Annotated in this window: 10 protein-coding genes; 9 read left to right on the forward strand and 1 reads right to left on the reverse strand. The window is 47.2% G+C overall.

What is annotated here, in order from left to right; genetic code table 11:
- Nucleotides 1–70 precede the first annotated feature (70 nt).
- Nucleotides 71–2,755 carry a zinc-dependent metalloprotease gene (locus L0M98_RS04065; protein ID WP_227215052.1) on the forward strand — a complete coding sequence of 895 codons (2,685 nt, stop codon included), beginning with the start codon at nucleotides 71–73 and terminating at the stop codon, nucleotides 2,753–2,755.
- A gap of 431 nt (nucleotides 2,756–3,186) precedes the next feature.
- Nucleotides 3,187–3,744: an RNA polymerase sigma factor gene (locus L0M98_RS04070; protein ID WP_099291954.1), complete on the forward strand. Its 558-nt coding sequence runs from the start codon at nucleotides 3,187–3,189 to the stop codon at nucleotides 3,742–3,744.
- A gap of 5 nt (nucleotides 3,745–3,749) precedes the next feature.
- Here L0M98_RS04070 and L0M98_RS04075 read toward each other — a convergent pair whose 3' ends face one another.
- The gene (locus tag L0M98_RS04075) at nucleotides 3,750–5,012 is read right to left on the reverse strand and encodes an Nramp family divalent metal transporter (protein WP_227215054.1); all 1,263 of its coding nucleotides are present in this window, start codon (nucleotides 5,010–5,012) and stop codon (nucleotides 3,750–3,752) included.
- Between the two features lie 156 nt (nucleotides 5,013–5,168).
- Here L0M98_RS04075 and L0M98_RS04080 point away from each other — a divergent pair, with 156 nt between their 5' ends.
- The 7 genes from L0M98_RS04080 to L0M98_RS04110 all read left to right on the forward strand — a co-directional run bounded on the left by L0M98_RS04080 (nucleotide 5,169) and on the right by L0M98_RS04110 (nucleotide 15,948).
- Nucleotides 5,169–6,098, forward strand: a complete 930-nt coding sequence (locus L0M98_RS04080) for a calcium/sodium antiporter (protein ID WP_227215056.1) — start codon at nucleotides 5,169–5,171, stop codon at nucleotides 6,096–6,098.
- Nucleotides 6,099–6,482: 384 nt separating this feature from the next.
- Nucleotides 6,483–7,046: an RNA polymerase sigma factor gene (locus L0M98_RS04085; RefSeq protein WP_227215058.1), complete on the forward strand. Its 564-nt coding sequence runs from the start codon at nucleotides 6,483–6,485 to the stop codon at nucleotides 7,044–7,046.
- Nucleotides 7,047–7,146: 100 nt separating this feature from the next.
- Nucleotides 7,147–8,337 carry a FecR family protein gene (locus L0M98_RS04090; protein ID WP_227215059.1) on the forward strand — a complete coding sequence of 397 codons (1,191 nt, stop codon included), beginning with the start codon at nucleotides 7,147–7,149 and terminating at the stop codon, nucleotides 8,335–8,337.
- Between the two features lie 147 nt (nucleotides 8,338–8,484).
- A complete protein-coding gene (locus L0M98_RS04095) occupies nucleotides 8,485–12,096 on the forward strand; it encodes a SusC/RagA family TonB-linked outer membrane protein (protein ID WP_227215061.1) in 3,612 nt (1,203 codons plus the stop codon).
- A 33-nt stretch (nucleotides 12,097–12,129) separates the two neighbouring features.
- On the forward strand, nucleotides 12,130–13,689 hold the full coding sequence (locus L0M98_RS04100; protein WP_227215063.1) for a RagB/SusD family nutrient uptake outer membrane protein: 1,560 nt from the start codon (nucleotides 12,130–12,132) through the stop codon (nucleotides 13,687–13,689).
- 25 nt (nucleotides 13,690–13,714) lie between these two features.
- A complete protein-coding gene (locus L0M98_RS04105) occupies nucleotides 13,715–14,575 on the forward strand; it encodes a zinc-binding metallopeptidase (protein WP_227215065.1) in 861 nt (286 codons plus the stop codon).
- A gap of 5 nt (nucleotides 14,576–14,580) precedes the next feature.
- Nucleotides 14,581–15,948 carry a DUF4302 domain-containing protein gene (locus L0M98_RS04110; protein WP_227215067.1) on the forward strand — a complete coding sequence of 456 codons (1,368 nt, stop codon included), beginning with the start codon at nucleotides 14,581–14,583 and terminating at the stop codon, nucleotides 15,946–15,948.
- The last annotated feature ends 6 nt before the right edge of the window (nucleotides 15,949–15,954 follow it).

Below are 15,954 nucleotides of genomic sequence, written 5' to 3' on the forward strand. Positions count from 1 at the left end.
AATCATAGAATCACGGAATAAACGTCGCCTTGTGCGGCAATAATCATTGTTTAATTTAAAAATGTTTAAAATGAAAAGATTGTATGTGATGCTACTTTTAGTAGCACTGGGATTCCCTTGTCTTGCCGCGGATGGAACGGGCAACAGGAAAAAGAACAAGAAAGCGGAAAGTCCGCAACCTTTAAGTAAATATGCGGAATTTCTCCAGGAACCTGGAAGAGTGGAAGTGAAGGGCGGTCTGATGACCATCCATAGAGTGGGAGAAAAGATTTATTTCGAGTATCCTTTAAAGCACTTGGGGCGGGAAGTTCTGTTGGGCGGAACGATCTCGGCTTCTTCAGACGCAATGGCTGTGAACGTGGGGTATAAATACCTCAATCCCTTGCATTTGAAAATTGAGTTGCAGGATTCTTCCGTGTTGTTCAATATCCCGAACCGGGCAGTTACGTTAGGGACTGACGAGCCTTGGGCGAAGAAAGCCTTGGAACAGAATTATATGTCGGATTTTTACAAGCGTTTCCCCGTGAAGACTTATAATGACGATAGCACGGCTATCGTGTTCGAGGTGACGGATTTGTTGTACAATAATCCGGAGCTCTCTCCGCAAGGAGGGGGACTATTGGGAAATTTTTCTTTAGTGGAGAACGAGAAAGAGAACGAGAAGCCTTATTTCGGGAAAATAAAAGTTTTTGATGATAATGTTTCCGTGGAGATAAATCAGCGGGTTTCGTTGGAATTAGGTCTAGGAATGTATATGGCACAGCTTGGAAAGATTTCCGTGCGTTCCAATATTTCGATGCTTCTGCTGCCGGAGGATAAGATGAAACCAAGGATACAGGATTCCCGAGTCGGTGTGTTCCCAACCATGAATGATAAATACGGGGAGATTGCTCTTTCAAAATTCGAGTTGTCGCAGAAAGAGGATGGATTGCGCCCTTATTATCTTGCCAACCGCTGGCGTTTGGAGCCCAAGAACATGGAAGCATGGAAACGGGGGGAGTTGGTAGAACCCGTGAAGCCAATCGTGTGGTACGTGGACGATGCTTTTCCGGAAGAGTGGAAAGCTCCCATAAAGGCTGGTATCTTGACTTGGAACAAGGCTTTCGAAAAGATTGGGTTCAAGAATGCGGTGCAGGTACGGGATTTCCCGGTAGCCGATACGACTTTTGACCCGGATAACTTGAAGTATTCCTGCGTGCGTTACTCTCCTACGGCGGTAGCGAACGCTATGGGACCCTCTTGGGTGGATCCTATAACCGGAGAGATTATCAATGCTTCTGTGATTATTTACAATGATATCGTCAAGTTGATTAATAACTGGCGTTTCGTGCAGACCGCGCAAGTCGATCCCCGGGTAAGGACAAAGAAGATGCCGAAAGAGATCTTTGATGAATCGATGACTTACGTCGTGGCGCACGAGATCGGGCACACGCTGGGACTGATGCATAATATGGCCGGTTCTGCCGCTATCCCGGTCGATTCGTTGCGTTCTGCTTCCTTTACCCAAAAATACGGGACAACGTCTTCTATCATGGATTACGCCCGTTACAATTACGTGGCGCAACCGGGGGACCGGGGTGTGAAGTTGACACCTCCCGAGTTGGGTGTGTATGACGAGTATGTTATCAAGTGGCTCTATACCCCGATTCCCGATGCAAAAGATAAGTGGGAAGAGGCGGCAATCGCCGAGCGGTGGATAGACGAGAAGGCGGGCGATCCTTTTTACCGTTACGGTCGCCAGCAGATTATAATTCGGTGCGACCCTTCGTCCCTTGAGGAAGATTTGGGGGATGACCCTTTAAAAGCCAGTGAATACGGTATTAAGAATTTGAAATACATTTTGGCACATCTCGACGAGTGGATCACGGATGACCCGGATTTCAGGTACCGGAAAGAGATTTACGGGAATATAGTTATGCAATATATGCGTTACTTGATGAACGTGGCTTACCAAATTGGCGGGATTCAATTGACACAGGTGAAAGATGGTACGAAGGGGGAGGCTGTTAAACCGGTAGACCGAGAGGTGCAAAAGAAAGCTGTAGCTTGGGTAATCGGGCAATTGCGTGATTGTGGTTGGATTAACGCTCCCGAATTGACTGGCAAGTTCGGTTTACACGAGAATATTTCAAGCGAGTTTTGTGGACATTTTATGACATTATTACAAAGGACTTACACATCGAATGTGATACGGTCGTCACATATCGCTGGGGACCAGAAGGCTTACTCGCTTCGGGAATATTATGATGATTTGTACACGGGAATATTTGCTTCTACTCGGCTGGGAAAAAAGTTGTCGGAAGAGGAGCAAATTATGCAAAAGTGGACGGTCATGCATGTGAATATGTTTTATCGTGTCGTACGTAACAATATGGTGGGTGTCACTTCGGCACAAAGCGACCCGTGCTTTACCAAGATGTTGTACCCCTCGTTAGAAGAGATTCGTGCCTATGGAATAGGTGATATAAGAATGAGTGATATGGTTTATAACAAGTTGAAAGAGATAGAAAATCGTGAAGGTAAAGGAACCGTGGCTTGCTCAATACTAAAGAATCGTTTTGGAGAAAATGAATTTCCTTTCCAAGGTGATATAAATTCGATGTTTCTGGCAAATATGCAAAACGAGATCGTTCCTATGTTAAAAAAAATCTATGCTTTGGTAAAGAGTAAGATTGCAACAGCTGATCCTGCGGACAGGGGACTTTACGAGTATATACTGACTAGTTTGGATACGAGTTATTCATTTAGCAAATAGTAGAAGTTTAGAGTTCAAAATTTAAAGTTTGATGTTGAAACTTCCCCTTCCAACTCTCTGTACAGAAGGGGAAGTTTTTTGGAATCATACCCAGTTTTCACCGGGGTGATTTCGATGTATTCCCATGATATTCCCGTAGAGTTCCCACTGAAGTTAGGGAACAAAGTCCTTTTAAACACGTTTTAAAGTCCTTTTAAAGACCTTCGGGAACGAGGGGGAAAAGAGAGTGATACGAGAGAGCAAGGAAAGTGTAGTTTTATTTGTTGCTTTTTGTAGTTAAATTTCATTAGTTCAATTATTTAATATCAAGAAAGATTGTGTAATTCTTTCTTAAATGAAAGAGCCGTGTTTATTGGTTTATATTTGTGGAGAGCATAATGGAAGATATTGATTTTATCCATATCTTTGTTACGATCTTAAAAATCCTGTTTATGTCGTTTGATTTTGATTCTTTACTGGAAGGTATTAATAAAAAGAATATACGGGCATGGGAAGAATTGTATGAGAAGTATTATTCAGTTCTCTGTTCGTATGTGAACGGTATTATACGGGATAAAGATCAGGCGCAGGATATCGTGCAGGAGGTGTTGGTGGCTGTTTGGAAATCTTCCAGGCACTTTCCGGATATGAAAGAGTTGACCTCTTACTTTTACCGGGCGTGTTACAATAATGCGTTGATTTATCTGAGAAATCTACAAATCCGCAAGGGGATAGAACAGAAAATCATACAGGAAACAGAAGAAGAGTTTTCTGACGAGATGTTTGCCGTTACCGTGAGGGACGAGTTATTACGTCAGCTTTACAATTATATGAAAGAGTTGCCCGAGGGAGCTAGGGAGATTATGGAGTTGAGTATTCAAGGGTTTACCGGTCCGGAGATCGCTATAAAGCTGGGCATAACAATCCACACGGTGAAAACGCAAAAGAGCCGTAGTTTTAAATTCTTGCGTGAAAAACTGAAAGATTCCGTGTTGTTGTTCCTGCTCTGAATGATTTAAAAGAAACTGATCAACAGCATCACGTTCAATGCCGTGACGATTCCCCCGATGACGTACAGCAGCCATTTCGTGTAAGTGGAGTTTTTGTATTTTCCCATGACCTTGGAGGACGAGGTAAGGTGTACCTGCGTGAAGATCGTGATCGGGAGTTGTACGCTAAGAGCCATTTGCGAGTAAATCAGTCCTTGGAACGGGTTGGATATTAACATGATTAGTGCAAAGGCGAGAATAAGGGAAGACAGTACGCCGATTTTGGAGTGACTGTCTTTAATATCATAAGGCTCCTTGTATATGCCGGCGAAGATAGATCCTGCAGCCATACCGGAAGTGATGGTTGAGGAAATTCCGGCAAACAGAAGTGCCACGGCAAAGATTAGGGCGGCGTTATTACCCAACAGCGGCGTGAGTAATGAGTTGGCTTGCTCTAACTCCGTGACGGGAGTTCCGCTACGGAAAAACGTGGCGGCGGCAAGCAGTATCATGGCGCTGTTGATTGCCCAACCGATGACCATGGAGAGTATCGTGTCGGCATACTCGTAACGCAGTTGTTTCTTGATGATTTTATCGTCCTGTATGTTCCATTGTCGGCTCTGGATAATTTCCGAGTGCAGGAAGAGATTGTGAGGCATAACCACGGCACCGAGCACGCTCATGATCACGACCATGGAGCCTTCGGGGAAAGCGGGCGTTACCCACGCGGGAAGTGCCTCGTTCCAGTCAATGTCTACCAGTGAAAGTTCGTATATGAATGACAAGCCTATGATTGACACGAAAGCGATGATCCATTTCTCGATCACCCGGTAAGTATTCGTGAAAAGCATGATGACAACGAACACCAACACGAGTAAGGAGCCGGCACGTACGGGAATATCGAATAGCATTTGCAAGGCAATGGCGCCGCCCAGAATCTCGGCGAGCGAGGTGGATATGGAGGCGAGCATGGCGGAATAGAGAATCCCCTTAGCATAGCGGGGCTTCAAGTGTTCGCTGGCGGCTTCCGAAAGGCACAATCCGGAGGCAATCCCGAGGTGCGCCACGTTGTGTTGCAGGACGATAAGCATGACTGTCGAGAGTGTAACCATCCACAATAAGGCATAACCGAATTCAGCTCCTGCGGCAAGATTGGACGCCCAGTTACCGGGATCGATAAATCCCACGGTGACGAGTAGCCCCGGTCCGATATACTTGAATATTTCCAGTCCCCCCAGTTTCGGGGTATGCTTTGCCGTGTTGAGTAATTCCTTGAAATGCTTTAACATGCCGATTGAGTTAAAAACTAAAAGCTAAAAACTAAAAGTTAAGAGCTGATAGTGTAAATTTATTTCTATTTTTGAAACTTCAAAAGTACGAATAACGATGAATAATTGTTCCGTGAACATGAACTTTTAGTTTTTAACTTTTAACTTTTAGCTTTTATGCTTGTACCGGTTCTTCTTGTAGTTGCTTCGCTCGCGGTGCTTTATTTCGGGGCGGACTTTTTGGTGAAAGGGAGTTCTTCGCTTGCCGTTCGTTTGGGAATTTCACCGCTGGTGGTGGGATTGACTGTCGTGGCGTTCGGGACGAGTGCCCCGGAGTTACTCGTGAGCGTGCAGTCCGCGTTGGACGGTACGCCGGGGATTGCCGTGGGGAACGTCATGGGATCGAATATTTTCAATATATGCGTGATACTCGGTATTTCGGCGATGATTTATCCCTTGCGGGTGAATCCCCGGTTGATCCGGTTTGATATGCCGGTGATGTTATTGGCGACGGTTCTGTTCGTTGTCATTTTCCGTAACGGGGTATTTGCCCGATGGGCGGGAATATTGTTTTTTGCCGGGATTTGCGCGTATATGGTGTATTGTATTTACAAGGCGAAACGGGGTGAAGTGGCTGAAACCGATGAAGAGATTCGACCGACAAAGAGTTGGGTGTTGGATATCGTGTTTATGGTCGCGGGGTTGGGATTGCTTGTCTGGGGATCGGGATTACTCGTGGATAATGCCGTGATTATCGCGAAAACCTTGGGTTGGAGTGAGGCGGTCATCGGGTTGACGATCGTGGCGGCAGGCACGAGTATGCCGGAGTTGGCAACTTCCGTGGTGGCAGCTGTCAAGGGGCGGACGGATATAGCTATCGGCAACGTGGTCGGTTCGAATATTTTCAATTTACTGGCGGTACTTGGATTGACTGCAACTATCGCTCCCGTGGAAACGAACCAGATCAATTGGCTGGACATGGGGGTTATGGTGGGTTCTTCCTTACTCCTTTTGCCTTTTATGCGCACGGGTTTCCGTATCGGACGGGGGGAGGGAATCGTGTTGTTTGCCATTTATGCGGCATATACGCTTTACTTGCTCGTGTAATCAGATACTATAACCGGGGTAATCATTTTTCACATCCTTTTCACTCTCCAGTCAAAGACCATTCATTTACGTTCGTGAACGTCTTTGAAACGTCTTTGTATCGAAGGTGAAACGTCTTTGTTCCCTTATTACTCCCTTATCTCAACGGGAGTTCTTCGGGTGTTTCCCGGCTATCAGGACTTAGTCAGGATCTGGTCAGGAGTTCCCACGGGGGAACCATGGGTACGTGTATCTTGAAGTGACGGTAAATAAATCCGGATATAGGACAAAAAAGGAAACTTTGTTTGGAGAGTATGAGTTATTTTTCTTAAATTTGGTTTCGAAATTTGAGCGTGTGTTTATGGCGGATATTTTATTGTTAACCGAGTGTTTGAAAGAGGGATCATGCAGAATGAGCAAAAAATATTATTAGAACATTTAGCCAAGGAGGATGACATGGCTTATACGATATTGTACGAGCAGTTTTATGTTCCGATGGTACTTTTTGCCGGGAAGTATATTCGTGACGAGGAGGCGGCAAAGGATGTGGTTCAAGAGTTTTTTATTTCGATGCTGGGGCAGAAGAAGCGTTTCGAGAACATGATCGCGTTGAAAGTCTATCTTTATAATTCGGTAAAAAACAGGTGTCTCAATTATCTCCGGCACGAACGGGTGAGGGAGGAATACGAGGCGATGGTTACACGGGAATTTGACGATGTGGATCTTTTTTGGGACAGGGTGATGGAGGAAGACGTGTACGCACGGGTGATGCACGTGGTAGAGGAATTGCCGCAACAATACAGGAACGTGATGACGCTTTCACTGGAAGGGTACAAGATATCGGAAGTGGCGGAGCGGATGGGAATAGCGCTCGATACGGCGAAAGAGTACAAGAAGGAGGGAAAGAAACGGCTGGGAGCCCGTTTGCAGGCGTTGGGAATGGGTATGTTCGTGTATGTTTTTCTTTGATTTCTAATAAGTTTGTAAATTTCTTTTATTTTTTTTTGATTTTCATCCCCCCGTTTTATTTCCTGAGGTGTTTCTTCTATAGAAACGTAATTATAGAAATATGAACAGGGCAGATGAAGTTTTTTGCGTGTCGGAGATGATTTCCCGGTGTATACTGGGGGAGTTGACCGATGCGGAGAAGTTATGGTTGGAAAAGTGGGTAGGGGTATCTCCGGAGAATAAGGAGTTGTTTGACAGGCTTGTCGGGGAGAAGATGCTCTCGGAGAAAGTGCGGGCCTACGGGCGGATTAACCGGAAAGAGCCTTTGGAAGAGTTGTTAAATCGGAAAAAACAGTTGGAGCGCTCCGTTCGACGGCGTCGGGTAACACGTGTTGTCGGTTATGCCGCCGCTATATTATTGCCGTTGGCAGTTGTTTTTTATTTCTACATCCGTCCGGGGCGAGGCGTACTGCCGGCAGAACCGCGGTTAGAGGCTCGGGTGGAACTTCCTGCGGGGGAGAGTAAGGCGATTCTTCAACTGGCTGACGGCAAGGTCGTGGAATTGACGCCGGAGTCCTCCCGGCATATTGCCCGGGGTGACAGGGTGACGATAAAGCAGGACTCCGGTATTATCAAGTATAAAGTGGATGGTAGCACGATGAGGCAGAAAGAACGGTTCAACACGATCACGGTTCCGAGAGGCGCCGAGTTCTCGTTGGAATTGAGTGACGGAACACGGGTGTGGTTGAATGCGGAGAGTCGTTTGCGCTTCCCGGAGGAGTTCGTCGGGAGGCACCGGAAAGTGTATCTTGAGGGGGAGGCTTACTTTGACGTGAGCTGCGATCCGGAGAAACGCTTCGAGGTACAAACGGAGAGCGCGGAAATACGGGTTTACGGTACTGAATTTAATATTCTGGCGTACAAGGACGAGCGGGAGATCACGACAACACTCGTGAAGGGATCCGTGGGGATAAAAGTGAAAGGGACGAAGGAACGGGTGCGCTTGGAACCCGGTGAACAGGCTTGTCTGGTCGGGAATAAAATAACAAAACGGGAAGTGGATACGGAAATCTACACGGCATGGATGAAGGGGCGGTTGGTGTTCAAGAGCGTGCGACTGGAGGATATGTTGCGCCGCTTGGCACGTTGGTATAACGTGGATGTCGTGTTCAGCGAAGAGTCGTTGAAGGATGTCACGTTCACGGGTGAGGTGAAGAAGTACGAGGATTTCACGGAGATTCTGGAGGTAATCGAATCTACCCGGACCGCTCACTTTCAAGTGAAGGACAGGATTGTAATTGTATTAAAATAAATAGAAAAGAAGCAAACTGCGCGGGCACGCGGTTTGCTTCAAGAGTAAGTTAATCAGCAATAATAACTTAAACGAAACAAAGGTATGAAAAAAAATGGAGAATATGACCCTCCTAAAAACGGGTCATTAAAAAAAATGTGCAGAATTATGAAAGTAACAATGCTACTCCTCTTGTTCACGATGTACCAGTCTTTCGGAACGGTACATGCGCAACAGGTCAAGCTGGATATTAGCTTGAATAACGGGAGTTTCGCGCAATTCATGGAGCAGGTGAAGCGCCAGTCGGATTTTACCTTTTTCTTTAACGATGGCATGATCATGGGGGTGAAGAATATTACCCTGCACGTGAAGCAGTTGGCTATTGAAACGGTGTTGGAGGCTTGCCTGAAGGGTACGGGGATTTCGTTCCGGATCAAGGACAACACGATTATCCTGTTCGGTGCGGACGAGAAGGTAAAGAAAGAGATCACGGTGAAAGGGAAGGTCGTTGACGAGGAAGGCGAGCCTTTGCCGGGAGCGACGGTAAAGGTGAAAGAGAACGGTACCGGCGGGCAGGGTGTTGTGCGGGGAACGGTGACGGACGCGGACGGGAAGTTTACGGTGAAGGTAACCGATCCGAAAACCATGCTGGAATTTTCTTTCGTGGGTTACGTGACGCAGTTGATAGCGGCTTCCGACACGACGGCGTTGAAACGGGTGGTGTTGAAAGAGGAATTGAAGAGCATCGAGGAGGTGGTCGTGACGGGATACCAGAGAATCGACCGCAAGTTGTTCACGGGAGCGGCAGCCATCGTGAAGGCGGAAGATGTAATGGTGGAAGGATCGAATGATATCAGCCGTATGCTGCAAGGAAAAGCTGCCGGGGTGCAGATACAGAATGTTTCGGGTACTTTCGGGGCATCCCCGAAGTTGAGGGTACGCGGTGCTTCTTCTATCAACGGTAACCAGAAACCGTTGTGGGTGATAGACGGTCTGGTACTGGAGGACGTGGTGGAGCTTTCTGCCGACGATTTATCCTCGGGCGACTCGGAGACCCTGATCAGTTCAGCCATAGCGGGTTTGAATGCCGACGATATCGAGAGTTTCCAGATATTGAAGGATGCTTCGGCGACAGCGTTGTACGGGGCGCGGGCGATGAACGGCGTGGTGGTGATCACGACGAAAAGAGGGAAGAAGGGAACGATGAAGGTGAATTATAGTGGGGAGTTCACGATACGGATGAAGCCGGATTACGAGCAATATAATTTGATGAACTCGCAGGAGCAGATGATGGTGTACAAGGAGATGGAGGAGAAAGGGTGGTTGAATTACGCGGACGTGTCCCGGAAGAAAAATGGCGGTGTTTACAAGAAGATGGCGGATATGGTTTCCATGTACGATGAAACGAGCGGGAAGTTCGGCTTGAAGAATACGCGACAAGCGAAGAACGCTTTCCTGCAAAAGTATGAAATGGCGAACACGGACTGGTTTGATGTTCTTTTCCGTAATTCTTTGCAACAGGTGCATTCCGTGAGTTTGTCTTCCGGTACGGATAAATCACGTTTCTACGCTTCCATGAGTTATTTCAACGATGCCGGTTGGTCGGTAGCGGATAAGGTGGAACGGTACACGGCGAATATGAATGCTTCTTTTGATATAAAGAAATGGTTGACCGTGAATCTGTTGACGAATGGTTCACTGCGTATGCAGGATGCACCGGGTACGAACAGCCGTAGAACGAATGCCGTTAGCGGGGAGGTGGAACGTGATTTCGATATCAATCCTTTCAGTTACGCGTTGAACACGAGCCGGACGCTGCGGGCTTATGACGATGACGGTAATTACGAGTATTACACGATGAATTATGCCCCGTTCAGTATTCTGCACGAGTTGGAAACGAACAAGTTGAAGATCGATATGTTGGATACGAAATTCCAGACGGAATTGGAATTCCGACCGTTGAAAGGGTTGGACGTGAAAGTGCTGGGGGCTGTTCGTTACGTGAAGACGACACGGGAACACCGGGTGTATGATAATTCCAACGCGGCGGAGGCTTACCGGGCGGCAGGCGATGCCACGATTCGGGACGGGAACAAACTTTTGTACGAGGACCCGGATATGCCGGGATATCCTGCCAAGGTGGTGATGCCCAAGGGGGGACTTTATAACCGGAGTGAAAATTCGATGCTGAATTATTACCAACGGATAATGGTGAATTATAACACTTCTTTTAATGAAGGAATACACACGTTGAATGTGATGGGAGGGGAGGAATTGCGTTACACGAACCGCACGAAATCCAGTAATCAGGGATTCGGTTACCAGTGGGAGCGCGGGGGTGTACCTTTTCTTGACCCGGATTTGTTGAAGCAACAGATTGAAGCCGGAGTTTCTTATTACGGCATGGAAGAGGAGTTCGACCGTTTCGTGGCGTTTTTTGCCACGGCGGGGTATAGTTACAAGGGAACTTATGTTTTCAATGCCACGGGGCGTTATGACGGTTCCAATCGTTTGGGAAAATCTCCTTCCGCCCGTTGGTTGCCGACGTGGAATGTCAGCGGGGCATGGCATATATCGAACGAGGCGTTCATGGAGCCGCTGGAGAAGATTTCCCGCTTGACCTTGCGTGCCACTTACGGGTTGACGGCAAGCATGGGACCGTCGAGTAATTCGCGGGTGGTGTTGTACAACGATGTAACACAACGTCCGACGCAGCAGGAAAAAGAGAACAGTATTTATATCGGAGCCTTGGAAAACAAGGATCTGACATGGGAAAAGCAGTACGAGACGAACGTGGGGATGGATTTGGGTGTATTCGATAACCGGATTAGCTTGAGTGCCGATTTCTACTGGAGAAAAGGATTCGATCTAATCGGTAAAGTACGAGTTTCCGGTATCGGCGGACAGCAGTCGAAGAGCGCTAACTATGCGGATATGAGGTCTCACGGGGTTGAATTTACATTGAACACGAAGAATGTGGTATATTCTTCTTTTAGTTGGACGACGAACTGGACGTTCTCTTATAACAAGAACAAGATCACGAATCTGGAGTCCCGTCCCCGCGTGATGGATCTGGTAAAGGCGGAGGGAGCTCCCCGGCAGGGATATCCGGTGAGGGCTATTTTCTCTGTTCCTTTCCTCGGGTTGACGAGTGAAGGTATTCCCACTGTGATGGATTCCGACGGTAATTCCTGTATAGGTGATATTAATTTTCAAGAAACAAATAAGTTGGACTTCTTGAAATACGAGGGACCGGTAGACCCGAAGATCTCTGGTGGTTTTGAAAACACGTTCAAGTACGGGAATTTCTCTTTTGCCGTTTTCTTGAATTATCAGTTTGGGAACAAGGTGCGGTTACACGATTATTTCAAGAGCGAGTATAATGATTTGTCGGCTATGCCGAAAGATTTTCTCGACCGGTGGATGATTCCGGGCGACGAGAATATTACATCGGTACCCGCTATTCTTTCCGTTCGTCAGAATGAGCGGAAGAACAGTGAGTACAAGGAAGTTTATAATGCTTATAATTATTCCACGGAACGGATTGCCGACGGCTCTTTTATCCGGTTGAAGGATATCAGCCTGACGTATAAGTTCGATGATAAATGGGTGAGAAATATCGGGTTGAGTTCGATGTCGTTGAAGTGTATCATGTCTAACGTGGCGTTGTTGTACAGTGACAAGAAATTGCACGGGCAGGATCCGGAGTTCTTCCGTTCGGGCGGTGTGGCGCTGCCTGTCCCTCGACAAGTGACGTTCTCCCTGAGAGTGGGATTTTGATGAAAAGATTGGTAAATCGTTAAAATAGATAAGATGAAAGCATATAAAATATTAACGGTCGGGATGTTAGCCTTGTCAGCAACGGCGTGTAACTCGTTTCTGGACGTGACCCCGGATAACCGTACTGAATTGGACAGTCCCGAGGCGATGAAGGAGTTGCTGGTGTCGGCGTACCCGAGGGCACATTATTATCACGTGTGCGAGGTGATGAGTGACAATGTCGCGGAGCGTCTCGTAACCGGAACGCATAGCCGTGCCACGTTGAATAGGCAGATGTACATGTGGGAGGACGGCACAGGGACGGGAACGGATAATCCCATTTACGTGTGGACAAATTATTACGAGTCTATAGCGGCAGCCAATATCGCACTGGAAGCGTTGGAACATGAAGAGGATACAAAGGAGTACGCTGCCATCAGGGGTGAAGCGTTGGTGTGCAGGGCGTTCTGCCATTTTCTTTTGGTGAACCTTTTCGCGGAGCACTATGATCCGGATAAGGCGGAACAGATGTTAGGAATCCCGTATTGCGTGAAACCGGAAACGGAGGCGATCGTGCATTATAAACGGAATAGCTTGAAAGAGGTGTACGATCGGATCGAAGAGGATTTGCAAACGGGTTTGCCTTTGTTGCAGGATCAATCGTACGAGGTGCCGAAGTATCATTTCACGAAGGCGGCGGCTCACGCTTTTGCGGCTCGTTTTTACCAGTATAAGGCGGAATGGGATAGTGTTATCGTGCATACGACAGCTGCCTTGGGGAGCAGCCCGAAAAGCAAGTTACGCGATTTGAGGAATCCTGCTCAAGCGAACGGGCGATGGGGGGACAAGGATGCGTATGCCTCGAAATACTTTAAAGTAGACCAACCGTCGCCATTCCTAATGATATCTGCCAAAAGTTGGTGGGCGAGGGATGCACAGTCTTTTAGTTTGCATTATGGTATGAAGAAGAATGAACATGCTTCTTTGTTCATGGATAAAAACGTGACAGGTAGTCCGGTGACCGGGACATATGCTACATTTTTTGTAATCTCGACTAATTCAGCTGGTTGTGCTCGTATGTATAAGTTTGATGAGTTGTTTATTCGAACGACAATCGGTGCTAGTACAGGGGTTGGATATGCGGTTTCCACTCTTTTATCGAGTGAAGAGGCTTTGTTGAACCGTGCAGAAGCGTATATCATGAAGAATCAGTTTGATCTGGCCTTGGAGGATATCAACTTGTATCTTGGAGAACGGGTTCGGGTGAACAATGATGATGCGCATGCCGATTTTACCCCTTACAAGGTGGACTTGGCTAAGATTAAGGCTTTTTACGACGGTCAGGAAGCGTATCCCGATCTGCAGCCTTTTTATTCCGGTACGATATCCGAAGACCAGATGTCCATGTTGAAGTGTGTGGTCGATTGGAGAAGGAAAGAATTTATGCAGGAAGGTTTGCGCTGGTTCGATATCAAGCGTTTTCATTTACCCGTGGTTCACACGTTCGAGGTTTCCGGCGAACCGGCAATCACGCTCACGGGAGATGATTTACGACGAGCCATACAGATCCCGTCCGAGGCGCAGGCTTTCGGGGTAGAGGCTAATCCCCGGTAGTGTATTAATTTAAAAACAGTAGATTATGAAAAAGTATATATTTAGCTTGTTGTTGTTCGTGTTACTGGCTTTCGCGACGGCATGTTCCGATGATGATCTGGGACCCTCTATTTTTGATACTTCCGGTGATGAGTTGACAGAGTTGGACCTTTGGTTGCAGGAGAAATTTGTGGATCCTTATAACATAGAGGTGATTTACAAGTGGAAGGATGTCGAGACCAGTATGGGGTATAATCTTACTCCGCCCAAGGAGGAGAACGCGAAAGGATTGGCAAATGTGTTGCTGAATATCTGGTGTGAACCTTACATGGAGGTCGGCGGAGCAACCTTTTTCAAGAGCGTATCGCCGAAACAATTGTTGTTTATCGGTTCTTCGCGCTACACGAGTAGCGGAACGGTGACCAAGGGTACTGCCGAGGGAGGACGTAAAATCGTGATTTTTGAAGTAGACCAGTACGACCGGACGAACGCGACTCGTCTGAAACGGTACATGAAGACCGTACACCACGAGTTTGCCCATATTGCGGCACAGACGATCGAGTACCCGAAAGAGTTTGAAACGATCACGCCCAATTACGTGGAAGAGTGGGATAAAATTAAAGATCAGGATGCTTATGACCAAGGATTTCTTTCCGGTTACGCGATGAGTGAACCGGGAGAGGATTTCGCGGAGATTGTAGGGTTTATGCTTTCCAACAGCGTGGAGGATTGGGAGGCCATGTTGGATTTGCCTTCCTCGCAGGAGGCGAAGGATAAGTTGAAACAGAAGGTGGAAATGGTGGTCGTGTATTACCGGGATAACTGGAATGTTGATTTATACGCTTTACAGGCGAGATGCGAGCAGGCTTTGAATGACGTGGTGAATGGTGTAATTGTTAATCCTTGATGAGTATGAAAAAATTGATATATCTATGTATGATTGCCGGTATGTTGCTGGCGACAGCTTGTTCGGACGATGATGAGTACGTGTTTTCCGAGTTGCCGAGCGAGCGGATAGAGGCTTTTCGGACGGAATGTGAAACAGCCTTGAGAGGGGCTGCCGACGGGTGGAAGTTTGTTTATTATCCCCAGAAAGGGAGTTATGGCGGTTTTACTTTCCTGTTCCGGTTCAAGGAGAAAAACCGGGTGGAAATGACGAGTGATTTCGAGACGGAGGTGGGGGATTATTCTTACAATCTTAATCTCTCGGAGGGGCTGGTGCTGACGTTCGACTCGTACAGTCCGATACACCGTCTGGCGAACCCGGGGTATGCGTCTCCCGTCCGGGACGGTAATAAAGGGTTCGGTCTGGAGGGAGATTTCGAGTTTATCGTAAAAGACGTGGGGGACGGTGTGATTGAATTGATCGGGAAAAAGACACGGGTGGAGTTGAACATGGAGAAAGCCACTGCCGCGGATTGGAGTACCGTGGAGAAGTTGGCGGAAATGGCCGGGTATTTCGTGTTGGGAAATGCCGGATTGGGTATGATGGTAAACGGTGAACTGGTTGTTGGCGGACACGTGGAACTGGATGATATATTCCATATTTGCACGATGGCTTACAAAGACGGGGAGGGGAATACCGTCACGGTGTCTGTCCCGTATATCATCACGGCGGAGGGATGCCGCTTCGATAATGACGTGGAAGTTGCCGGGGTGAAATTCAACGGGTTGGAAATTGATTTGAGCAATGGCGTTACCAATCGGGAGTTCGTGTCTAACGATGCCGACGGGGCGATTCGTTTCTTTATCATGGATCTTTCTCCTCTGGACTTGATTCCCGAACAGGTGCCGACATTTGTCCCTAACAAGTATATCGCTTCTGTCGATATGTTGAAGAATAATGACGAGTATATTATCACGGACATGAGCGATGGCTTGAAAGCGGAATGGGAGGCTTTGAAAGAAGAATATCCGAATTTCGTTAAATTTACGCTGGAGATGGATCGTAAATCCGGTTACGAGGGATCATTCCGAGTGACGGCTGTTAATAGTGCGGACGGAAAGGAGAAGAGCCATAATTACGATTTCGGTACATTTACTTTATTGAATAACGCGATAAACCAAGTGCGGTTCGATAACAGCAAGAAGAGTCATTCCACGTCTTCCGGTTTCACGGATAAAGATTTGTATGACAAGGATAAAAACGAGCACGTGGGAGTTATTTACGATGCATTTTTTAGTAGCAAAGGTTTCACGGTTATCCGGGATACGGAAGAGGTGTTCTGGATCAGAAGTATTGCAGACCCGAACAAGTGGATGAAATTGGAAGCCGATTAGTTTTTT

The sequence above is a fragment of the Butyricimonas sp. DFI.6.44 genome (assembly GCF_022132345.1).
GTDB classification, from domain to species: Bacteria; Bacteroidota; Bacteroidia; order Bacteroidales; family Marinifilaceae; genus Butyricimonas; species Butyricimonas muris.